Below are 21613 nucleotides of genomic sequence, written 5' to 3' on the forward strand. Positions count from 1 at the left end.
CTCCCGGCTTTCGGCGGGCCGCGGCGCCCGAGAGTGCGGGCGCCCGGCCCCGCTGGTAGCCGGGAGGTGCGGCCCGGGCTCAGCCGGGGACCAGGCCGACGCGTCCTTCCCCGGTGTAGACGTTCATCGAGCTGCCCCTGACGAACCCGATGAGTGTCAGCCCCGTCTCGGCGGCCAGCTCCACGGCCAGCGAGGAGGGGGCCGAGACGGCGGCGAGGATCGGGATACCGGCCATCACCGCCTTCTGGACCAGCTCGAAGGAGGCGCGTCCCGACACCATGAGCACGGTCGAGGCCAGCGGCAGGCGCCCGTCGCGCAGCGCCCAGCCCACCAGCTTGTCCACCGCGTTGTGCCGGCCCACGTCCTCGCGCACGCAGAGCACGTCGCCGCCGAGCGTGAACAGGCCCGCGGCGTGCAGGCCGCCGGTCCGGTCGAACACCCGCTGCGCCGCGCGAAGCCGGTCGGGCAGCGCCGCGATCACCTCGGCCGTCACCGGCGCGGGATCGCCGTCCACCCGCCATTTCGCGACCGTGCGGACCGCGTCGAGCGAGGCCTTGCCGCACACCCCGCACGAGGAGGTGGTGTAGAAGTTGCGCTCCAGGGAGGTCGCCGGCGGGGAGGTGCCCGCGGCCAGCCTGACGTCGAGCACGTTGTAGGTGTTGGCGCCGTCGGCGGTGGCGCCCGCGCAGTAGCGGATCGCGGTGACCTCCTCGGCGGAGGTGACCACCCCCTCGCTCACCAGGAAGCCCGCCGCCAGGTCGAAGTCGTCGCCCGGCGTGCGCATGGTGATCGTGAGCGGCCGTCCGTCGAGCCGGATCTCCAGCGGCTCCTCGGCCGCCAGCACGTCGACCCGGTGGGCGGCCGCGGCCTCCCGCAGCCGCAGGACCCGGCGCTTGACGGTGACCCTACCCATCGGCGGAGGCCGTCCGCGTGCCGGGGACAGGTCCGGAGGCGGAACCGGGGACGGGTACGGAGGCGGGTACGGAAGCAGGGCCGGAGAGGGGGATCGTGTCCTCCGAGGTGGCCACGTTCTGGACGTGCTGGAAGCCGAAGCGGCCCTTGATGCACAGGTTGCCGTGGGTGACCGGGTTGTCGTGCGGCGAGCTCACCTTGACGATCCGGTTGTCCTGCACGTGCAGGGTCAGGTTGCAGCCGACCCCGCAGTAGCTGCAGATCGTCGTCGTCTCGGTCTGCCGGGACTCGTCCCAGCTGCCCGCGGCACGCATGTCGAACTCGCTCTTGAACGACAGCGCCCCGGTGGGGCAGACCTCCACGCAGTTGCCGCAGTAGACGCAGGCGGAGTCGGTGAGCGGGGCGTCGTGCTCGGTCGAGATCATCGCGTCGAAGCCCCGCCCGGCGACCGAGATGGCGAAGCTGTTCTGCCACTGGTCGCCGCAGGCGTCGACACACTTGTAGCAGAGGATGCACTTGGAGTAGTCGCGCACGTAGAGGTCGTTGTCGACCTTCGCGGGCTGCGCGACCGTGGCGGCCTCCTCGCCGAAGCGGTCGGGCCGCGCGCCGTACTCCTCGATCCACTCGGCCGCGCGTGGTGTGGTGGACAGGTCGGCCGTCGAGGCCAGCAGCTCCAGGACGATCTTGCGGCTGTGCCGGGCACGCTCGGTCGCGGTGCCGACGGCCATGCCGGGCTCGGCCCTGCGCGAGCAGGCGGGGGCGAGCGTACGGGCGCCCTCGACCTCGACCACGCAGACCCGGCAGGCGTTCTTCGGGGTGAGGGTGTCGCCGTAGCAGAGGGTCGGGATGTCCTTGCCCGCCGCCGAGCAGGCGTCCAGCACGGTCGAGCCCTCCGGCACCCGGACCGGGTCGCCGTCGACGGTCATCTCGATCAGCCGCCGGGGCGGCTGCAGGGGAACACTCATGATGCCTCCGAGGGGGAGAAGACGCCCAGCCGGTCGATGGCCGACTCGACGGCGTTCCAGGCGGTCTGGCCGAGCCCGCAGATCGAGGCGTCGCGCATGGCCTGGCCGACCTCCCGCAGCAGCGCGATGTCACCGGAGGTGGGCCTGCGGCGCAGCCGGTGCAGCGCCTCCTCCTGCCGCACGGTGCCCACCCGGCAGGGCACGCACTGCCCGCACGACTCGTCGCGGAAGAACTCCGCGATGCGCACGAGGATGTGCGCCAGGTCGACGCTGTCGTCGAGCACCAGGACCACGCCCGAACCCAGTGTCGTGCCGGCCGCCCGGGTGCCCTCGAAGGTCAGCGGGACGTCGAGCTCGTCCGGGCGGACGAATCCGCCGGCCGCGCCGCCCAGCAGCACCGCCCGGAGCTGCCCGGTCGCGCCCCCGGACAGGTCGAGGAGCTCGCGCAGGGTGGCGCCGAACGGCAGCTCGTAGACGCCCGGTCTGGCGACCGTGCCCGAGACGCAGAACAGCTTGGTGCCCGTCGAGCCCTCCGTGCCGGTCGCCGCGTAGGCGGCCGCCCCGCCGGCCAGGATGGGCAGCACGTTGACCAGGGTCTCGACGTTGTTGACCACGGTGGGCTTGCCGAACAGGCCCTTCTCCACGGGGAAGGGCGGTTTGCTGCGCGGCTCGCCGCGGAAGCCCTCGATCGAGTTGAAGATCGCGGTTTCCTCGCCGCAGATGTAGGCGCCCGCGCCGCGCCTGATCTCGATGTCGAAGGCGAAGCCCTGCCCCATGACATCGGCCCCGAGCAGGCCGCGCGCACGGGTGACCTCGATGGCGTGGGCCATCCGGCTGATCGCCCGGGGATACTCCCCGCGGATGTAGAGGTAGCCCTTGGGGCAGCCGGTGGCGTACGCGGCGATGGTCATCGCCTCCACCAGCGCGTACGGGTCGCCCTCCATGACCACGCGGTCCTTGAAGGTGCCCGGTTCGCTCTCGTCCGCGTTGCAGACCAGGTAGTGGGGGTGGTCGAGCTGGCGGGCCGCGGCCTCCCACTTGCGCCCGGTGGGGAACGCCGCCCCGCCCCGCCCGACGAGACCGGATTCGAGCACCTCGCGGATGACACCGGCGGGGCCGATCCTGACGGCCTCGCGCAGCGCGGTGTAGCCGCCCTCGGCCCGGTAGTCGTCCAGGCTCGCCGGGTCGACGACGCCCACCCGGCGCAGCAGCACGAGGGAGGGGTCGCCCGCCTGCGGGACGGCGTGCTCGGCGGGGGGCTCCGCACGCTCGGCCAGGGCGGGGCCGCCGGTGGCGTCCATGCCGCTGAGACCGCCGAGCTTGCTGAGGTCCCTCACCTTGCTCGCGTCGCCCGCGCCGCCGGCGCCGCTCGTGCCGTCCGCGTGGTCGGCGTCGCCCGTGCCGCCCGTGCCGTCGGCGCCCTCCGCGGCACGAGCGTCGCCCGCGTTGCCGACGTCGCCCGTGCCGCTCGCGTCGCCGGTGTCGTGGGCCCGGCCGGCTCCGTTGGCCGCGCCGCTTCCGTTGGCGCCGCCCCCGTCCGGGCCGCCGTGTCCGTTCGCGCCACCGGTGGAGGCCGGTGCCGGTTCGGCCGGGCCGTACACGGTCGCCCCCGGGAACTCACCGGCCTGCAGGGCCAGTGCGGCGGGTGCCCGCTCGCACAGGCCGAGACAGGGGCTCGGCTGCCAGGACATGCCGGGCGGGCCGAGCCTCTCCTCGGTGCTCCGCCGCACCGCGTCGGCGCCGCGCGCCTGGCAGGCCAGGTCGGTGCAGACGTGGAGCACCCGCGCCGGTCGCGGCTTCACGGAGAACAGCGAGTAGAAGGTCGCCACCCCGTACGCCTCGGCGGGCGGCACGGTCAGGCGGCGGCAGATGTAGTCGAGGGCTCCCTCGCTGATCCACCCGATCCTGTCGTTGACCGCGTGCAGCGCGGGGAGCAGGAGATCGCGCCTGTTGCGGGCCTCGTGTCCGCCGACGGCGATCCGCAGGTCGTCGTCCGAGCGGGCGCCGCCCTCCCAGCCCGTCGCGGGGGCGCCGAGGAAGGCGTCGACGGCGGCGCGTTCCTCGGCCGAAGGCCGGGCGTCACTGAACCGGAGATCCACGCCCCCTTCACCCGGCCTTCGCGGGTACGAGCTTGTCGACGCGCACGGCGGCGGCCTTGAACTCCGCGGTGCCCGCGATCGGGCAGGTGGCCTCGATGGTGAGGGAGTTGGTGTCGACCTCGTCGGGGAAGTGCATCGTCATGAAGACCAGGCCGGGACGCAGGGCCGGGTCGATGTGGACGGGGGCGACGACCGAGCCGCGCCGGGAGCTGATCCTGACCTCCTCGCCGGGACTCACCCCCAGCCGCGCGGCGTCCTCGGGGGACAGCTCGATGTTCTCGCCCCTGCGCAGCGGCGAGGCGAACCCGGACGACTGCACGCCGGTGTTGTAGGAGTCGAGACGGCGGCCGGTGGTGAGCCGCAGGGGATATTCGTCGTCGAGCAGGTCGACCGGCGGGGAGTGTTCGAGCACCGCGAACGGCGCGGCCCTGCCCCGCCGGGCCGGGTCGCTCTCCCAGAGCCGCCCGTGCAGGAAGGGCGGTTCGAGGGAGTCCTCCGACGGGCAGGGCCACTGGATGCCCTGCAGCTTGTCGAGCCTGTCGTAGGTCATGCCGGTGTGGGCGGGGGAGAGGGCGCGGAGCTCGTCCCAGACCTCCTCGGCACCGGTGTAGTTCCAGTCGTGGCCCAGGCGGCGGGCCAGCTCGCAGAGGATCCAGATGTCGTCGCGGGCCTCGCCCGGAGCCTGGAGCGCCTTGCGGACCCGCTGCACCCGCCGCTCGCTGTTGGTGAAGGTGCCCTCGCTCTCGCACCAGGCCGCGCCCGCCGGCAGCACCACGTCGGCCATCTGGGCGGTCTTGGTCAGGAAGATGTCCTGCACGACCAGGTGGTCGAGCATGCTGAGCCGCTTGACGCAGTTCAGCGAGTCGGCCTCGGACTGCACCGGGTTCTCCCCGATGAGGTAGCAGGTGGTGACCTCGCCCTCGGCCATCCCCTCCAGCATCTCGGTGAGGTTGCGGCCGTAGCGCGGCTGGATGGGTGCATCCCACGCCTGCTCGAACTTGACGCGGATCTCCGGGTCGAGGATGTCCTGGAAGCCGGGCAGCCGGTTGGGGATGGCTCCCATGTCCCCGCCGCCCTGCACGTTGTTCTGGCCGCGCAGGGGGGACAGGCCCGAACCGTAGCGCCCGACGTGGCCGGTGAGCAGCGCCAGGTTGATGAGGGCGCGCACGTTGTCGGTGGCGTTGTGGTGCTCGGTGATGCCGAGCGTCCAGCACAGCTGGGCGCGGTCGGCCCTGGCGTAGGCGTGCGCGAGCTCCCGGATGGCGGCCGCGGGCACGCCGGTGACCTGCTCGGCCACCGGGAGCGTCCACGGCTCGACCGAGGCGGCGAACTCCTCGAAGCCCTCGGTGGCGCGCTCGATGAACGAGGCGTTGTGCAGCCCCGCGTGGATGATCTCCCGGGCCACCGCGTGCGCGAGCGGGATGTCGGTGCCCACGTTGAGGCCCAGCCAGAGGTCGGCCCACTCGGCGGTGCCCGTGCGGCGGGGGTCGACCGCGAACATGCGGGCGCCCTTCCTTATCCCCTTGAGCACGTGGTGGAAGAAGATCGGGTGCGCGTTGCGCGCCGCCGAGCCCCACATCAGGATCACGTCGGCGTCCTCCACCTCCTGGTAGGAGGAGGTGCCGCCGCCGCTGCCGAAGGCCGCGGACAGGCCCGCCACGCTCGGGGCGTGGCAGGTGCGGTTGCAGGAGTCGACGTTGTTGGTGCCGATCACGACCCGGGTGAACTTCTGGCCCACGTAGTTCATCTCGTTGGTGGAACGGGCGCACGACAGCATCGCGAAGGAGTCGGGCCCGTGTTGCTCGACATTGCGCCGGAAGCCCTCCGCGGCCCGTTGCAGCGCCTCGTCCCAGGTGGCGCGGCGCAGCACGCCGTCTTCACGGACAAGGGGATGGGTGAGCCGGTCGTAGTGCTCGGCGCGGTCCCCGCGGTCCCTCTTCATACCCCATCCTTTCGACAGTCCTGTATACAGTCTACGGTATGTCGTATTAACTGGCGGCGGCAAGGTTTTCCCGGACCCGCTCGTCCAGGAGGTCGGCGACCGCGTGGATCGCCCGTAGCGTGGGCACCTCGGCGCCGGTCAGGTCGGCCAGTTCCACAACGGCGGCGAGGAGCACGTCGAGCTCCAGGGGCTTGCCCTTCTCCAGGTCCTGGAGCGTGGAGGTCTTGTGCTCCCCCGCCCGCTCGGCGCCCGCGATCCGGCGCTCGATTGAGATGTCCGGCTCGCAGCCCACCCGGCGGGCCACGTCGACGGTCTCGCGCATCATGGTGACGACGAGGTCGCGCGTCCCGCGGTGACGGCAGATGCCCGCCATGGTCGCCCGGGTGAGCGCGCTGATCGGGTTGAAGGCGATGTTGCCCATGAGCTTGATCCAGATGTCGCGCCGCAGATCCGTCTCGACGGGACATTTCAGCCCGCCCTCGATCATGGCGGCGCTGAAGTCGACGCAGCGTGAGGAGAGGGAGCCGTCGGGCTCGCCGATGGAGAAGCGGGTGCCCTCCAGGTGGCGGATCACGCCGGGCGCCTCGATCTCCGTCGCCGCGTAGACGACGCATCCGATGGCGCGCTCCAGCGGCAGGGCGGCGGTGACCGCCCCGCCGGGGTCGACGCTCTCGATCACGTGGCCCTGGTAGGGGCCGGGCAGCCGGTGGAAATACCACCACGGGATGCCGTTCTGGGCCGCGATGAGGCCGGTGGTCTCGTGGAGCAGCGGCCGGATCATGGGCCCGGCCGCCGCGTAGGAGTTGGCCTTGAGGCCGAGGAAGACGTGGTCCACCGGGCCGACCTCGCGGGGGTCGTCGGTGGTGTGGGGGTGGGCGGTGAAGTCTCCGCGCGGGCTCAGCACGCGCACTCCCGATTCGCGCATCGCCGCGAGGTGCTCTCCGCGGGCGATCAGATGCACCTCGGCGCCCGCCCTGCACAGGGCGGCGCCGACGTAGGCGCCGATGGCGCCGGCGCCAAGAACAGCGACTTTCACAAGAGGCTCCGTCCTCGCGTCCATAGTGCATTCGGTATACAGTATGGAAAAAATCCGGTCAAGGAGCCGCCGATGGCCGTCCCCCGATCCACCGTCCACGAAGCCCCGTCCCGCGATCCGGGCACCACGCCCTCGCAGCCCCCGCCGCGACCCGGCGGGCCGACCGAGGGAGCGTCGCACCGCGGCGCCCCCGCGGAGACGCTCCCGTGGGAGTCGGCCCGCCGGGTCGCCGCGTCCGCCGCGGGGCCGCTCCCCCCGGTCGACCTCCCCCTCCATCTGGCGTACGGCTGCCGCCTGGCCGCGCCGCTGCACGCCCTCGTCCCGGTGCCGGGCGCCGACGTGGCCGCGATGGACGGCTACGCGGTCGCGGGTGATCCACCCTGGCGGATCGCGGGCCTCGTGCTGGCCGGGGGCGCGCCCTTCGGGGCCGCGCTCGCGCCCGGCACGGCGGTGGAGATCGCCACCGGTGCCCCGGTGCCCGAGGGGGCCGAGGCGGTGCTGCCCTACGAGCTGGCCGTACGGACCGGCGGGGCGCCGGGGGCCGGACCGGTCCCCGGGGGCGGGCCGCCGGACCGATCCGTGCCGCCGGGCCGGTTCGCGCCGCCGCTCGGCCGGTTCGCGCCGCGGGGCGGGGAGCCGTGGCCGGCGGGCGAGCCGGCCGGCGAGTGGGTGTCGGCCCCGGCGGGGGCGGTCGAGCCCGGCAGGCACATCCGGCGGCGCGGTGAGGACTGCCCGCTGGGGACCGTGGTGCTCACGGCCGGTTCGGCCGTCACGCCCGCGGTCCTCGGCCTGGCGGCAGGGCTCGGGCACGACGTGCTCCGCGTACGGCCCAGACCGCTGGTGTCCGTGCTGGTCACGGGCGACGAGGTGGTGACGCGTGGGCTGCCGGGCCCGGGGCGGGTGCGCGACGCGATCGGTCCGATGCTGCCGGGGCTCATCGAGTGGGCGGGCGGCCGCACCGAGGCGCCGCGGTGGCTGCCCGACGGGGCGCGGGCGCTGGCCGTCGCGCTCGCGGGGACCCCGGACGGTCCGCCGGGCCAGGTGATCGTGGTCTGCGGCGCCTCGTCGAAGGGGCCCGCCGACCACCTGAGGGCGGTGCTCGCCGGGCTCGGGGCGGAGATCCTCGTCGACGGCGTCGCGGTGCGTCCCGGCCATCCGCAACTCCTCGCCAGGCTCCCCGGCGGGCGCCTGGTGGCGGGGCTGCCGGGCAATCCCTACGCCGCCCTGGTCGCCGCGCTGACGTTGCTCGCCCCGGCGGTCCGGGCGCTCGCGGGCGGCCCCGAGGCCCCGCGCGAGCGGTCCGCGCTGACCGGTCACGTACGACCCCACCACACCGACACCCGCATGGTCGCGGTGCGGCGCGGCGGACGCGGCGCGGTGCCCGTCGGGCACGACCGACCGGGATCGCTGTGGGGGGCCGCGCTCGCCGAGGCGCTCGCGGTCGTCCCGCCCGGGTGGGGGGGCGAGCCGGTCGAGCTCGTCCCACTGCCCGCACAAAGGGTCTAGACATCCCTGGACCCCGGGGGTAACCATTGCCCTCATACGGTATGCAGTATGGAGAACACAATCGAGAGGACCACCAGAATGACCCAGCCAGCGGACACGGCGCCGGAAACCATCTCCGGAGGCCACCTGGTGGCGAAGGCGCTCAAGGCGGAGGGGATCGATGTGATCTTCACGCTCTGCGGCGGCCACATCATCGACATCTACGACGGTTGCGTCGACGAGGGCATCGAGGTCATCGACGTCCGCCACGAGCAGGTGGCGGCGCACGCGGCCGACGGTTACGCCCGGATCACCGGCAAGCCGGGTTGCGCGGTCGTGACGGCGGGGCCGGGCACCACCGACGCGGTGACCGGCGTGGCCAACGCCTTCAGGGCGGAGAGCCCCATGCTGCTCATCGGGGGGCAGGGGGCTCTGAGCCAGCACAAGATGGGCTCGCTGCAGGACCTGCCCCACGTCGACATGATGACCCCGATCACCAAGTTCGCGGCCACGGTCCCCTCGACCGAGCGGGTGGCCGACATCGTCTCGATGGCCTTCAGGGAGTGCTACCACGGCGCTCCCGGGCCGTCCTTCCTGGAGATCCCGCGCGACGTCCTCGACGCCAGCGTCCCGCTCTCCAAGGCCCGCATTCCCGAGGCGGGCCGTTACCGTGCCTCGGTACGCCAGGCCGGAGACCCCGAGGCCGTCGAGCGTCTCGCCGACCTGCTGGCCCACGCGGAGAAGCCCTGCGTCCTGCTGGGCAGCCAGGTCTGGACCACCCGGGGCACCGACGACGCGATCAACTTCGTCCGCGCCCTCAACATCCCCGCCTACATGAACGGCTCGGCCCGCGGCACGCTGCCCCCCGGCGACCCGCACCACTTCCAGCTCTCCCGGCGCTACGCCTTCACCAACGCCGACCTGATCATCATCGTCGGCACCCCGTTCGACTTCCGGATGGGCTACGGCAAGCGCCTGTCGCCCTCGGCGACGGTGGTCCAGATCGACCTCGACTACCGCACCGTCGGCAAGAACCGCGACGTCGACCTGGGCATCGTCGGTGACGCCGGGCTGATCCTGGCCGCGGCCACCCAGGCCGCCTCGGGCCGTGTCGAGAACGGCGCGACCCGGCGCAAGGAGTGGCTGGAGGAGCTGCGCGCGGTCGAGACCGCGGCCTACGAGAAGCGGCTGCCCCGCCAGCTCTCCGGTGCGCAGCCGATCGACCCCTACCGCCTGGTCCACGAGATCAACGAGTTCATGACCGAGGACACCATCTACATCGGCGACGGCGGCGACATCGTCACCTTCTCCGGTCAGGTCGTCCAGCCCAAGTCGCCCGGGCACTGGATGGACCCCGGGCCGCTCGGCACCCTCGGCGTCGGCGTCGCCTTCGCCATGGCGGCCAAGTACGCCAGGCCCGACAAGGAGGTGCTCTGCCTCTTCGGAGACGGGGCGTTCAGCCTCACCGGCTGGGACTTCGAGACGATGGTCCGCTTCGACCTGCCGTTCATCGGCGTCATCGGCAACAACTCGTCGATGAACCAGATCCGCTACGGCCAGGCCGCCAAGTACGGCGAGAACCGCGGCCGGGTCGGCAACACCCTCGGCGACGTCAGATACGACGAGTTCGCCCGGATGCTGGGCGGCCACGGCGAGGAGGTCAGGGACCCCGCCGACATCAGGCCCGCGCTGGAGCGTGCCCGCGAGTCGGGCAAGCCCGCCCTGATCAACGTGTGGGTCGATCCGGACGTCTACGCGCCCGGAACCATGAACCAGACCATGTACAAGTGAGGGGGACCCCATGAAGGCACTGGAAGGTGTCCGCGTCCTCGACATGACCCACGTGCAGTCGGGTCCGTCCTGCACGCAGCTCCTGGCCTGGCTCGGCGCCGATGTGATCAAGCTGGAGGCGCCCTCCGGCGACATCACCCGCAAGCAGCTGCGCGACGTCCCCGACGTCGACAGCCTCTACTTCACGATGCTGAACTGCAACAAGCGCAGCATCACCCTCAACATGAAGAGCGAGCGCGGCAAGCAGCTCTTCACCGAGCTGCTGCGCGACTCCGACATCCTGGTGGAGAACTTCGGGCCCGGCGCGGTGGACCGGATGGGGTTCTCCTGGGACCGGATCCAGGAGCTCAACCCGCGGCTGGTCTACGCCTCGATCAAGGGTTTCGGCCCGGGACGCTACGCCAAGTTCAAGGCGTACGAGGTGATCGCCCAGGCGATGGGCGGCTCGATGAGCACCACCGGCTTCGAGGACGGCCCGCCGCTGGCCACCGGCGCCCAGATCGGCGACTCGGGCACCGGCATCCACGCCGTGGCCGGCATCCTGGCCGCCCTCTACCAGCGCGAGCAGACCGGGCGCGGCCAGCGCGTCCAGGTGGCCATGCAGCACGCGGTGCTCAACCTGTGCCGGGTGAAGCTCCGTGACCAGCAGCGGCTCGGACACGGGCCCCTGTCGGAGTACCCCAACAAGACCTTCGGCGACGAGGTGCCGCGCTCGGGCAACGCCTCGGGCGGCGGCCAGCCCGGCTGGGCCGTGCGGTGCGCCCCCGGCGGGCCCAACGACTACATCTACGTCATCGTGCAGCCGGTCGGCTGGGCACCGCTCGCCGGGATCATCGGCCGCCCCGAGCTGGCCGACGACCCCGAGTGGGCCACTCCCGAGGCGCGCCTTCCCAACCTCGACAAGATGTTCCAGCTCATCGAGGAGTGGAGCATCACCCGCGACAAGTGGGAGGTCCTCGACCTGCTCAACGCCGCCAACATCCCCTGCGGCCCGATCCTGTCCACCAAGGAGCTGCTGGAGGACGAGAGCCTGCGGCGGGAGGGCGCGCTGGTCGAGGTCGACCACCCCCAGCGCGGCTCCTTCGTGACGGTCGGCAGCCCGCTGCACCTGTCGGACTCGCCGGTGGACGTCACCGCACCGCCCCTGCTCGGCGAGCACAACACCGAGATCTACGCCGGCCTCGGCCTGTCCGCCGACGAGCTGGCCGAGCTGAAGACGAACGGAGTCATCTGATGGCGCATGACCAGGCCACCGTACGCGAGGTGCTGGACAAGGCCCGTGCCGAGGGCCGCACCGCGCTGACCGCCCCCGAGGGCAGGAGGATCTGCCAGGCGTACGGCATCTCGACCCCGGGTGAGGGGGTGGCGACCTCGGCCGAGGAGGCGGTGTCGCTCGCCGGGGAGATCGGCCTGCCCGTGGTGCTCAAGATCGTGTCCCCCGACATCCTGCACAAGACCGAGGCGGGCGGGGTGCTCGTCGGCCTGGCCGACCTCGACGCGGTGCGCGCCGGCTACGACCGGATCCTGGCCTCCGCGCGCTCGTACGACCCGGAGGCGTCGATCGACGGCGTCCAGGTGCAGGCCATGGTCGGTGCCGGGCACGAGGTGATCATCGGCGCGGTCACCGACCAGACCTTCGGCAAGGTCGTCGCCTTCGGGCTCGGCGGGGTGCTCGTCGAAGTCCTCAAGGACGTGACCTTCCGGCTGGCCCCCCTCTCGGGTGATGATGCACTCGGGATGCTGGACGACATCAGGGCGGCGGAGGTGCTCCGTGGTGTCCGTGGTGCGGAGGCGGCCGACAGGGGGGCGCTGGCGAACATGATCGAGCGGGTCGGCGCGCTCGTCGGGGACTTCCCCGAGATCGCGGAGGTGGACCTGAACCCCGTCTTCGCCACCGCCGACGGGGCCACGGCCGCCGACGTGCGCATCCTCCTCGACGCCGACCCCGTCGCCGCGCCCGCCCGCCTCTCGCGGGAGGAGATCCTCGCCGGGATGAACCGGATCTTCAAGCCGCGCGCCGTCGCGGTGATCGGCGCCTCCGGCGAGACCGGCAAGATCGGCAACTCGGTCATGCGCAACCTGATCAACGGCGGCTACCGGGGCCACATCTACCCGATCAACCCGAAGGCCCCGGAGATCCTCGGGCTGCCCGCCTACCCCAGCATCGCCGACGTGCCGGGCGAGGTCGACGTGGCGGTCTTCGCCATCCCGGCCAAGTTCGTGCCCGCGGCACTGGAGGAGGCCGGGCGCAAGGGGGTGGCGGGAGCCATCATGATCCCCTCCGGGTTCGCCGAGACGGGCAACGTCGAGGGCCAGCAGGAGATCGTCGAGATCGCCCGCAAGCACGGCATGCGGATGCTCGGCCCCAACATCTACGGCTACTACTACACGCCGGAAAACCTGTGCGCCACGTTCTGCACGCCGTACGACGTGAAGGGCGGGGTCGCGCTGACCTCGCAGAGCGGTGGCATCGGCATGGCCATCCTCGGCTTCAGCCGCACCACCGGGATGGGCGTCTCGGCGATCGTCGGGGTCGGCAACAAGGCCGACGTCGACGAGGACGACCTGCTCACCTTCTTCGAGCAGGACGACAACACCAACTGCGTGGCCATGCACCTGGAAGACCTCAAGGACGGGCGCGGGTTCGTCGAGGCCGCCCAGCGGATGGTCGCCAAGAAGCCGGTGATCGTGCTCAAGGCCGGGCGCACCGCGATGGGCGCGCGGGCCGCGGGCTCGCACACCGGAGCGCTGGCCGGCGACGACAAGGTCTACGACGACATCCTCCGCCAGGCGGGCGTCGTGCGGGCCCCGGGCCTCAACGACATGCTCGAGTACGCCAGAGCGCTGCCGCTGATGCCCGCGCCCAAGGGGGAGAACGTCGTCATCATCACCGGGGCGGGCGGCTCGGGAGTGCTGCTCTCCGACGCCTGCGTCGACAACGGACTGACCCTCATGGAGATCCCGCCGGATCTCGACGAGGCCTTCCGCGCCTACATCCCGCCCTTCGGGGCGGCGGGCAACCCCGTCGACATCACCGGTGGCGAACCGCCCAGCACCTACGAGAACACCATCAGGCTGGGCCTGACCGACCCCCGCGTGCACGCGCTGGTGATCGGCTACTGGCACACGATCGTCACCCCGCCGATGGTCTTCGCCGAGCTGGTCGCGCGGGTCGTGGCCGAGGAGCGGGCCAAGGGCAACGACAAGCCCGTGGTCGCCTCGCTGGCCGGTGACACCGAGGTCGAGCAGGCCTGTGACCATCTCTTCGCGAACGGGGTGATCGCCTACCCGTACACCACGGAGAAGCCCGTGGCCGTGCTCGGTGCCAAGTATCGCTGGGCGAGGGCCGCAGGGTTGCTGCGCGGCTGAGCCGCGCCTCATGAGCGAGGGGGCGAATCGGGGCACTCGCAGGATCAACCAACCCCCCAGGAGGTCCGCAGGTGGACACATCGAGAACACCGGCTGCAGCGGAGCCCGGCGAAGCCGCCGCCGCATCCGGCCAGGAAGAAAAAGTATGGCGGGCGGGCGGGCTGGAGCCGATGCCCATACGCACCCTGCCCGACGCTCCCCCGTCGATCCACATCCTCGGGCCGACGGTGTTCCTCGTCGCGCTCGGCGTGGGCATGGGCGAGTCGTACATGTGGCCTCGGCTGGTCCTGCTGTTCGGACCGGAGATCCGGTGGCTGTTCCTCATCGGCGTCACCCTCCAGGCCGTGGTCATGCTGGAGATGGCCCGATACGCCATGGCGACGGGGGAGAGCATCTTCTTCGGCGCCGCCCGGGTCTTCAAGCCCCTGATGTGGTTCTTCTTCGTCGTCGCGATCCTCGTCTACATCTGGCCGGGGCATCTGTCCGCGGGGGCCGCCGCCTTCGAGCAGATCACCGGCGTTCCATGGGTGATCACAGCCGTCGCGGGGCTGATACTCGTCGGCGTCGTCTTCAGCCTGGCGAAGGTGATCTACAACCTGCTGGAGAACGTGCTGTCGATCCTGATCGGCACGCTCGTCGTCGGGACCGCCGTGGTGGCGGCCATGGTCGGCACCTGGGGCGACGTGACGAGCACGGTCACCGGGATGTTCGCCTTCGGCTACCTGCCGCAGCAGGCGCTCTCGGAGGCCTGGTTCCCGGTGATCGTGGGCTCGATCGCCTTCGCCGGACCGTCCGGAATGCAGCAGATGTGGTACACCCTGCACCTGCGTGACTCCGGCGCCGGCATGGGTGCCCACATCCCCGCCGTCCGCGGTCTCCGGCACGCCGGCGAGGAAGAGGCCATGCCCTCGCGCGGCTTCATGTTCGACACCGACAACCCCGAGGAGATGCGCAAGTGGAAGGGGTGGCGGCGCTGGGTCACCTTCGACGCGCTCCTGCTCTTCTGGGGCATCACGATGCTGGTCACCGTCTCCTTCACGGTGATCGCGCAGGCGGCGGCGAGGAACACCCCCGGCGTCCGCGCCGTGATCGAGTCCGGGGAGCGGGAGGCGGCGCTGAACGCGATGGCCGACTCCTTCGCCTCGGCGGGCAGCTCGGTGCTGGGCGGGGTCTTCCTCGGATTCATCGCGCTGATCGGGTTGAACGCCACCCTCGGCCTGTTCGACTCCTTCTCCCGGGGTCAGGCGGACATGAGCTTCCACTTCGTGCGCGGCGCGAAGAAGCTCGGGATGTCCCGCCTGTACGCCGCCTTCCTGTGGGGCGTCATCGCGTTCGGCATCCTGATCCTGCTGTTCGGCCCGGCCGACGGCCCGAGCGGGATTCTCGACACGCTGGCGTTCCTGTCCACGTTCGCCATGGGCGCCTACTGCGTGACGCTCCTGCTGGTGAACAACCGCATGTTGCCCAAACCGATCCGGCCGAAGATCTGGACCAACCTGATCATCGGCTTCGGGGCGGTCTTCTATCTGGGGATGCTGCTCTACAGCCTGTTCGCCTTCGGTGTGGTCGTGGGCTGAGACCGTGCCGATGCGACAAGCTGAACTCGCCCTTCCCGGGGCGCTGATCGGAGCCGTCGCCGGCGCCATGGCCGGGGGGCTGACCCTGCTCGCAGGGCAGCCCGCCGGCTGGGCCGCGATCTCCGCGGTGACGCTGGCCCTTCCCCTGGGCCTCCTCGGGGCCGGATACTCCATTCTGCTCGGCCAGAACCTGTTCAGACCGGGGCTGTTCGCCCCCGCGGGTCTGTACTGGCTGGCCGGCTTCCCCCTGGCCCGGCTGTTCCAGGAGACGATCACCGGCCTGGCCGTCTTCGGTCACGTCAGCCTGCCCGGCGGGGTGGCGGGATTCCTGGCCTACCAGGCCATGGTGAGCCTCGGCTTCGCGATCGGCTTCCTCTGGTTGCACGAGAGGCTCATGCCCCACTGGTTGATGCGCCTGAGAGAGCGCAATCCGCGGGCGCGCGAACTCCTCGCCGCCTACGTCGAGCACGCTGAGGCGCTGTGGCTCGCCAAGGAACGCCGCCGCGCACGGAAAGGAGCGCGTTGAACATTCCCACCTGGGTGTGGCTGGTCACGATCGCCGGCTTCGGCCTCGTACTCGCCATCGACTTCTACCTCGTGGCGCGCAATCCGCGAAAGCCCACGTTCCGCGAGTGCACGTTCTGGGTGATCTTCTACGTGTCGCTCGCCATCGCCTTCGGCGTGGGATTGCTGGTGGTCACGGGGCCGTCGTACGGCGGCGAGTTCTTCGCCGGCTGGATCACCGAGTACTCCCTCAGCGTCGACAACCTGTTCGTCTTCCTGCTGATCATGAGCCGCTTCTCGGTGCCGGACCGCTACCGGCAGAAGGTGCTCCTGATCGGCATCGTCCTGGCACTCGTCATGCGCGGCGCCTTCATCGCCGCCGGGGCGGAGGCGGTGACCCGCTTCGACTGGCTCTTCTACATCTTCGGTGCCTTCCTCATCTACACCGCGTGGAAGCTCATCGGTCATGAGGAGGAGGAGGCGGAGTTCTCCGAGAACATCGCGCTGCGCACGGTCAGGCGGGTCGTTCCCACCACGGAGAACTACCACGGCTCGTCGCTCTCCGTGATGGTCGACGGCCGCCGTGCCGTCACCCCGATGCTGATCGTGATGGTGGCGATCGGGACCACGGACCTGCTGTTCGCCCTCGACTCCATCCCGGCCATCTTCGGGCTGACCAAGGAGCCCTACCTGGTGTTCACCGCCAACGCCTTCGCGCTGATGGGGCTGCGGCAGCTGTTCTTCCTGATCGGCGGGTTGCTCGACCGCCTGGTCTATCTCAGCAAGGGCCTGTCGATCGTCCTGGCCTTCATCGGCGTCAAGCTCATCTTCGAGGCCCTGCACCACGACGGCGTCTCCTGGGCCCCGGAGATCCCCATCCTGGTCTCCCTCGGGGTCATCGTCGGCACGCTGGCCGTCACCACCGTGGCCAGCCTCCTCAAGTCGAGAAGCGACCGCGGTCGCACGCCGGCGGACCAGAACGGCTCCGCGGAGAATCCGGCCGCCGGTTCCACGGACCCGGTGGCCGACCCTCCCGGTTCCTCCGACGCCCTCGACCCCGCCGACCCCGCCGCGAGGCGGAGCGAGGCGCACGCGGACGGCTGAGGCGCGGCCGGCCGTCGCGAGCGGGTGGTCTCCCCGGTGGGGACCTCCCGCTCGCTCATTTGGGAATGTCGATCCCGTCGGTCCGCTGCTCGGTCGCCCAGCGACGCAGATGGCGCTCGGCGTTCTCCGCCGAGCCGTACTTCCGCATGGCCGTCGCGAGGCCGAGCCCCATCATCCGGCCGTCGGCGGAATGGCCCACCGGTGCGGAGATGAGAAAACGGAACCTGTTGAGAAACGCTCTCATCGATCATCACCACCAATTCTTTCTTCAAGTATCTGCCCTGGGTGTTTCACTCAAACGGGCGAGTCGTGAATTCTGTGTCAACTGGCCCGTGAGCTGCTCGAACCATGCGGGAAAGGCCCGGGAGGGGCTGATTCCTTGCGGGTCCGCGCGGGGCGTCCGCGCTTTTCCGGCCGGTACTGATTGGGTGTTACCGGACCGTACGGATTGGCGGGTGCCGATCCACCGGATTATCCGCCGCCGGTTCGTTCGATTCGCCGACGCCGGTCCGCGGAGGTTCGGGTGCCGGTCCGCACGGGTTCCTCCGTGCTTTCCCGGACGTGCTTCTGACGTGCCTCCCCGGACGCGCCCTCCGGGACCGGGACGCGCGAGATCCTCTCGTGCCGGATCAGACCGGCACGAGAGGGGTCGCGGCGATCGGCCCGCACCGGATCGAGCCGGCGCCGAACCCGTACGGGAGGGGATGGCTCGCGCCGGATCGGACCGGCGCGAGCAGGAGGGGAAGGAGTCGTGATCGGCTCGTGCCGGCCCGGGAGGGTCGGCGCGCGCCGAGAGGACGGAGGGTCAGCTCGCGCTGAGTGAGCGCGGGCGCCGGCGGCGGGTGGCGGGCGCGGGCTCCTCCGGCTCGACGGGCTCCGAGGCTCGCTGCTCCAGGTAGGAGGAGCGGGTGTGCTCGGTGTGGTCGCGCATGATCTCCGCGGCCCTGATCTCGTCGCGTGCCTCGATGGCGTTGATCAGCTGGTCGTGCTCCTCCCAGGAGTCCCGGCCGCGCTGGCGGGCCACCGGCGTGTGATACCACCGCACGCGGCGGGAGACCTGCGAGGCCAGCTCGGCCAGCACCGCGTTGCCGGACAGCTCGGTGACCAGCGCGTGCAACTCGGAGTTGGCCGCCACCGAGGTGTCGATGTCGTCCGCCTCCAGGGCCCGGAGCCCGCGCGCGCACACCTCGCGCAGCCGGGCCACGCCCGCGGCGTCCGAGTTGAGCGCGGCCAGCCGCGCCGACTCGGTCTCCAGCAGGGCGCGTACGGCGAGCAGCTGGTCGGCCTCCTGCACGGTCGGCGCGTGGACGAACGCCCCGTGGCCGGGACGGAGATCGACCCAGCCCTCGCCGCTGAGCATCTGCAGTGCCTCGCGGACCGGCTGGCGCGACACGCCGAGCAGCTCGGCGAGCTCGCTCTCCGCGAGGTGCTGGCCGGGACTGAGGCTCCCGTTCACGATGAGTTCCAGGATCGCCTCGAAAACGCTCTCCCGGAGAGTGGTCGGGCGCGGGATCTTGGGCGCCGCTCCCGAGTTCGCCAGTTCCGACCGCACCATGTCTCTTCAGCTCCAGGATGAGAAAATATGGCGGCCCCTCGTCCGGCCAGCCCATTGTCTGTTGTCGACTGCCTACAGTATACAGTTTCGGACAGGGTGTCCGTGGTGAGCCTGATCACATCATCGCTCATCCGGGAAGCGTGACCGGATGGCCGGGCTGGCGCAGCGTGGCGCTGAGGGCCGCGGCGGCCAGCACCAGGCCCGCGGCGAGGAAGAACGCCGCGGCGTGGCCGGAAGAGGTCAGGGCCCAAGCGGTGAGGCCGACCCCGACGAGCCCGGCGACCGCCTTCGCACTGTAGACCACGCCGTGGATCGAGGCGGTGTGCCTCTCGCCGAAGTATTCGCGGACCAGGCTGGCGATGAGCGGGTAGAACGCGCCCCCGCCCAGGCCGGCGGGCACCGTCGCCACCAGGATCATGACGGCCGATCCGGTCACCGCCCCCCAGGCCAGCAGCAGCTGCCCCAGGCAGAGCAGGGCCAGCACGGCGCTGAGCGTGCGCCCCCGCCCGGTCACCTCGGCGGCGAGCACGGCACAGGCGCGTCCCACGCCGTTGAGCACCAGGAGCAGGGCCACCGCCGCCCAGGGGAAGAGGCCGCCGAAGGTCGCCAGCGCGACCACGTCGAAGATGGAGACCGCTCCCGCGCAGACCAGGATCGACACCAGGGTGGGGAGTGAGCCCGTCCGCAGCGCCTGGCTCAGGGAGAACTGGCGTACGGCCCGAGGCTCCCTGCGCAGCGCGGTCCGGTCGTCGGCCCAGGCGCGCGGGTCGATGTGGGCGGGCCACCAGTGCGGCGGCGGCAGGCGGACGAAGGTCGCCGCCAGGCCCACCGTGACCAGTGCGACGACCGCCGCCACGGCGAACAGCGGCTGGAGCGCGCTCCCCGTGTTCCCCGTGTTCCCCGCGGCCCCGTAGAGGCCAGCCGCCACCGCGAGCGGGGCCGTGCCGTAGGCGAAGGCGCCGGTGGTGAAGCCCACCTTCGCGGCCGGGCGCTCGGGGTACCAGCGGGCGACGGCCTCGGTGCACGAGCCGTACACCAGGCCGGCGCCCACGCCGCCGAGCAGGGCGTAGCCGGCGAGGACCGTGGGGAGGTCGCGGGCGAAGGCCGTCGTGAGCAGCGCCGCGGCGCTGAGCGGTGCGCCGGCCCACAGCGCGACGCGGATCCCGAGCGCGCCGCGCCGCAGCAGCAGGACGGTGGGCAGGGCGACGGCGGCCTGGCAGACGATCCAGACGGCCAGTGGCGCCAGGGCCGAGGCGAGCGGCCAGCCGCGCGCCTGCGCCAGGGCGGGCACCGCCGCCGCGTAGCCGTACTGCATTGCGCCGATGGAGGCCATGGCGGCCCAGGGGAGCCAGAACATCCACGACCGGGGACGGTTGATCAGATCCTGCGGGGTGTCGCCGACGAGGTAATCGCGTCCCCGCCAGTCTCGTACGAGCTGCGTCTTCTCCATACCGTATGGAATATCCGTCACCGGAGTCCCTGTCGAGGCCTGGACGGCTAGATTTCCATACGGTATACCGTCTACAAGAACCGTATCCAGGGAGGTCGCGTGGACCTGTTCGAATACGAGGCGAAGAAGCTCTTCGCGCGGCACGGGGTCCCCGTCCCCACCGGCGAGGTCGTGGCCACTCCCGAGGGCGCCCGCGCGATCGCGGCCGGCCTCGGGGTCCCGGTGGTCATCAAGGCTCAGGTGAAGACCGGCGGACGGGGAAAGGCCGGGGGCGTGCGGCCCGCCCCGGGCCCCGACTCCGCCGAGCAGGAGGCCCGGCAGATCCTCGGCATGGACATCAAGGGCCACATCGCCGAGACCGTGCTCGTGGAGACGGCCACGATCCCGGTCGAGGAGTACTACGTCGCCTACCTCGTCGACCGGGCCAACCGGTGTTTCCTCGCCATGGCCTCCGTCCACGGCGGCATGGACATCGAGGAGGTGGCCGCGACCCGGCCCGAGGCACTGGTCAAGATGCCGATCGACCCACTGACCGGGATCGACGAGGACGCCGCGCGCGAGCTGGTGGCCCGGGCGGGCTTCCCCCCAGATCTCCAGGGCGCGGTGGCCGAGGTGCTGGTCCGCCTCTGGCGGGTCATGGTGGAGGAGGACGCCCTGCTGGTCGAGGTCAACCCCCTGGTGTGGACGGCGGGAAGCGCGATCCTCGCCCTCGACGGCAAGGTCAGCCTCGACGAGGGCGCGGCCTTCCGCCACGAGCACGCGGCCCTGGCCGCCGGGCCCGGCGACGGCGGCCTCGAGGCGCGGGCCAGGGCCAAGGGCCTCAACTACGTCAAGCTCGACGGCCGCGTCGGGGTCGTCGGCAACGGCGCGGGGCTGGTGATGAGCACCCTCGACGTCGTCGCCCAGGCCGGGGAGCGCTTCGGCGGGGTCCGCCCGGCCAACTTCCTCGACATCGGCGGCGGGGCGTCCGCGCAGGTCATGGCGAACAGCCTGGAGATCATCCTCTCCGACCCCGACGTCAGGTCGGTCCTCGTCAACGTCTTCGGCGGCATCACCGCCTGCGACGCGGTGGCCGACGGCATCGTCTCCGCGCTCGGGCTGCTCGGCGACCGCGGCCTGAGCCGCCCCATCGTCGTGAGGCTCGACGGCAACAACGCCGAGGAGGGCCGCCGGATCCTCACCGAGGCCGGACACCCCGCGATCCGCCAGGTCACCACCATGGACGGCGCCGCCGAGGAGGCGGCCAGGCTCGCCGCGGCATGAGCGGGCCGACCATCGGACACGGCGAGCCCGCCGGTCCCGCCCACGGAGGGCACGTGAGCACGGAGAGGGAGTGGCAAGCATGGCGATCTTCTTGACAGGCCACAGCAAGGTGGTCGTGCAGGGCATGACCGGCGCGGAGGGAAGACGGCACACCGCCAGGATGCTCGCGGCGGGCACCGACGTGGTCGCCGGTGTCACGCCCGGCAAGGGCGGCGGCACGGTCGACTTCGCCGAGCGGGACGTGCCGGTGTTCGGCACGGTCGCCGAGGCGATCACCCGGACGGGGGCGGACGTCTCGGTGGTCTTCGTGCCGCCGAGGTTCGCCAAGGCCGCGGTCATCGAGGCCGTCGACGCGGGGATCGGCCTCTGCGTGGTCATCACCGAGGGCATCCCCGTCCACGACACGCTGGCCTTCTGGGCGCACGCCCGGGCGGCGGGCGGCAGGACCCGGATCATCGGCCCCAACTGCCCGGGGCTGATCAGTCCCGGCGCCTCCAACGCGGGGATCATCCCGGCCGACATCACCAGCGCCGGCCGCATCGGCCTGGTCTCGAAGTCGGG

The 21613-nt window shown here is 71.6% G+C and carries 16 protein-coding genes and 1 pseudogene; 9 read left to right on the forward strand and 8 right to left on the reverse strand.

The window, feature by feature from the left end; translation table 11 throughout:
• Positions 1-79 precede the first annotated feature (79 nt).
• Genes fdhD through ACVCAG_RS09005 form a run of 5 tightly spaced genes read right to left on the reverse strand, consistent with a single transcriptional unit; the run spans position 80 to position 6954 of the window.
• Positions 80-913, reverse strand: a complete 834-nt coding sequence (fdhD, locus tag ACVCAG_RS08985) for a formate dehydrogenase accessory sulfurtransferase FdhD (RefSeq protein ID WP_440083160.1) — start codon at positions 911-913, stop codon at positions 80-82.
• Positions 906-1877, reverse strand: a complete 972-nt coding sequence (locus ACVCAG_RS08990; RefSeq protein ID WP_440083161.1) for a 2Fe-2S iron-sulfur cluster-binding protein — start codon at positions 1875-1877, stop codon at positions 906-908. Before ACVCAG_RS08990 ends, fdhD begins: the two co-directional genes overlap by 8 nt.
• The gene (locus ACVCAG_RS08995; protein WP_440083162.1) at positions 1874-3976 is read right to left on the reverse strand and encodes an NAD(P)H-dependent oxidoreductase subunit E; all 2103 of its coding nucleotides are present in this window, start codon (positions 3974-3976) and stop codon (positions 1874-1876) included. Before ACVCAG_RS08995 ends, ACVCAG_RS08990 begins: the two co-directional genes overlap by 4 nt.
• A 7-nt stretch (positions 3977-3983) precedes the next feature.
• Entirely contained in the window at positions 3984-5918 is a 1935-nt protein-coding gene (locus ACVCAG_RS09000) for a molybdopterin-dependent oxidoreductase (protein ID WP_440083163.1), read from the reverse strand.
• 46 nt (positions 5919-5964) lie between these two features.
• Positions 5965-6954 carry a 2-dehydropantoate 2-reductase gene (locus ACVCAG_RS09005; protein ID WP_440083164.1) on the reverse strand — a complete coding sequence of 330 codons (990 nt, stop codon included), beginning with the start codon at positions 6952-6954 and terminating at the stop codon, positions 5965-5967.
• A gap of 72 nt (positions 6955-7026) precedes the next feature.
• On the opposite strand from ACVCAG_RS09005, the gene ACVCAG_RS09010 reads away from it, so the two are divergent.
• The 7 genes from ACVCAG_RS09010 to ACVCAG_RS09040 all read left to right on the forward strand — a co-directional run bounded on the left by ACVCAG_RS09010 (position 7027) and on the right by ACVCAG_RS09040 (position 16784).
• Positions 7027-8460 (forward strand): molybdopterin molybdotransferase MoeA, encoded by a 1434-nt coding sequence (locus ACVCAG_RS09010; protein ID WP_447189714.1) that lies wholly within the window; start codon positions 7027-7029, stop codon positions 8458-8460.
• Between the two features lie 78 nt (positions 8461-8538).
• Positions 8539-10230 carry a thiamine pyrophosphate-binding protein gene (locus ACVCAG_RS09015; protein ID WP_440083166.1) on the forward strand — a complete coding sequence of 564 codons (1692 nt, stop codon included), beginning with the start codon at positions 8539-8541 and terminating at the stop codon, positions 10228-10230.
• Positions 10231-10240: 10 nt separating this feature from the next.
• A complete protein-coding gene (gene frc, locus ACVCAG_RS09020; protein ID WP_440083167.1) occupies positions 10241-11464 on the forward strand; it encodes a formyl-CoA transferase in 1224 nt (407 codons plus the stop codon).
• The gene (locus ACVCAG_RS09025) at positions 11464-13599 is read left to right on the forward strand and encodes an acetate--CoA ligase family protein (protein ID WP_440083168.1); all 2136 of its coding nucleotides are present in this window, start codon (positions 11464-11466) and stop codon (positions 13597-13599) included. Before frc ends, ACVCAG_RS09025 begins: the two co-directional genes overlap by 1 nt.
• Before the next feature lie 170 nt (positions 13600-13769).
• On the forward strand, positions 13770-15176 hold the full coding sequence (locus tag ACVCAG_RS09030; RefSeq protein ID WP_440083169.1) for an Nramp family divalent metal transporter: 1407 nt from the start codon (positions 13770-13772) through the stop codon (positions 15174-15176).
• 10 nt (positions 15177-15186) lie between these two features.
• A complete protein-coding gene (locus tag ACVCAG_RS09035) occupies positions 15187-15702 on the forward strand; it encodes a hypothetical protein (protein ID WP_440083170.1) in 516 nt (171 codons plus the stop codon).
• Positions 15699-16784 (forward strand): TerC family protein, encoded by a 1086-nt coding sequence (locus tag ACVCAG_RS09040; RefSeq protein ID WP_447189715.1) that lies wholly within the window; start codon positions 15699-15701, stop codon positions 16782-16784. The genes ACVCAG_RS09035 and ACVCAG_RS09040 overlap by 4 nt, the downstream gene beginning before the upstream one ends.
• A 55-nt stretch (positions 16785-16839) precedes the next feature.
• Here ACVCAG_RS09040 and ACVCAG_RS09045 read toward each other — a convergent pair whose 3' ends face one another.
• From ACVCAG_RS09045 to ACVCAG_RS09055, 3 genes are all read right to left on the reverse strand, one after another.
• A complete protein-coding gene (locus ACVCAG_RS09045; RefSeq protein WP_440083172.1) occupies positions 16840-17028 on the reverse strand; it encodes a hypothetical protein in 189 nt (62 codons plus the stop codon).
• A gap of 561 nt (positions 17029-17589) precedes the next feature.
• On the reverse strand, positions 17590-18339 hold the full coding sequence (locus ACVCAG_RS09050) for an FCD domain-containing protein (protein WP_440083173.1): 750 nt from the start codon (positions 18337-18339) through the stop codon (positions 17590-17592).
• Positions 18340-18466: 127 nt separating this feature from the next.
• Positions 18467-19789, reverse strand: a complete 1323-nt coding sequence (locus ACVCAG_RS09055; RefSeq protein ID WP_447189716.1) for an MFS transporter — start codon at positions 19787-19789, stop codon at positions 18467-18469.
• Positions 19790-19888: 99 nt separating this feature from the next.
• Between ACVCAG_RS09055 and sucC the strand changes: the two genes are divergently transcribed.
• Positions 19889-21052 (forward strand): ADP-forming succinate--CoA ligase subunit beta, encoded by a 1164-nt coding sequence (gene sucC, locus ACVCAG_RS09060; protein WP_447189717.1) that lies wholly within the window; start codon positions 19889-19891, stop codon positions 21050-21052.
• A gap of 79 nt (positions 21053-21131) precedes the next feature.
• Positions 21132-21613 (forward strand): annotated as a pseudogene (locus ACVCAG_RS09065) (succinate--CoA ligase subunit alpha); the annotation flags it as partial.

Source organism: Streptosporangium sp. G12, assembly GCF_052983175.1.

Bases quoted from the DNA above. Each gene is read 5' to 3' on its own strand.
- fdhD (WP_440083160.1), bottom strand. From the start codon at position 913: ATGGGTAGGGTCACCGTCAAGCGCCGGGTCCTGCGGCTGCGGGAGGCC.
- ACVCAG_RS08990 (WP_440083161.1), bottom strand. From the start codon at position 1,877: ATGAGTGTTCCCCTGCAGCCGCCCCGGCGGCTGATCGAGATGACCGTC.
- ACVCAG_RS09000 (WP_440083163.1), bottom strand. From the start codon at position 5,918: ATGAAGAGGGACCGCGGGGACCGCGCCGAGCACTACGACCGGCTCACC.
- ACVCAG_RS09010 (WP_447189714.1), top strand. From the start codon at position 7,027: ATGGCCGTCCCCCGATCCACCGTCCACGAAGCCCCGTCCCGCGATCCG.
- ACVCAG_RS09015 (WP_440083166.1), top strand. From the start codon at position 8,539: ATGACCCAGCCAGCGGACACGGCGCCGGAAACCATCTCCGGAGGCCAC.
- frc (WP_440083167.1), top strand. From the start codon at position 10,241: ATGAAGGCACTGGAAGGTGTCCGCGTCCTCGACATGACCCACGTGCAG.
- ACVCAG_RS09025 (WP_440083168.1), top strand. From the start codon at position 11,464: ATGGCGCATGACCAGGCCACCGTACGCGAGGTGCTGGACAAGGCCCGT.
- ACVCAG_RS09030 (WP_440083169.1), top strand. From the start codon at position 13,770: ATGCCCATACGCACCCTGCCCGACGCTCCCCCGTCGATCCACATCCTC.
- ACVCAG_RS09035 (WP_440083170.1), top strand. From the start codon at position 15,187: ATGCGACAAGCTGAACTCGCCCTTCCCGGGGCGCTGATCGGAGCCGTC.
- ACVCAG_RS09045 (WP_440083172.1), bottom strand. From the start codon at position 17,028: ATGAGAGCGTTTCTCAACAGGTTCCGTTTTCTCATCTCCGCACCGGTG.
- ACVCAG_RS09050 (WP_440083173.1), bottom strand. From the start codon at position 18,339: ATGGTGCGGTCGGAACTGGCGAACTCGGGAGCGGCGCCCAAGATCCCG.
- ACVCAG_RS09055 (WP_447189716.1), bottom strand. From the start codon at position 19,789: ATGGAGAAGACGCAGCTCGTACGAGACTGGCGGGGACGCGATTACCTC.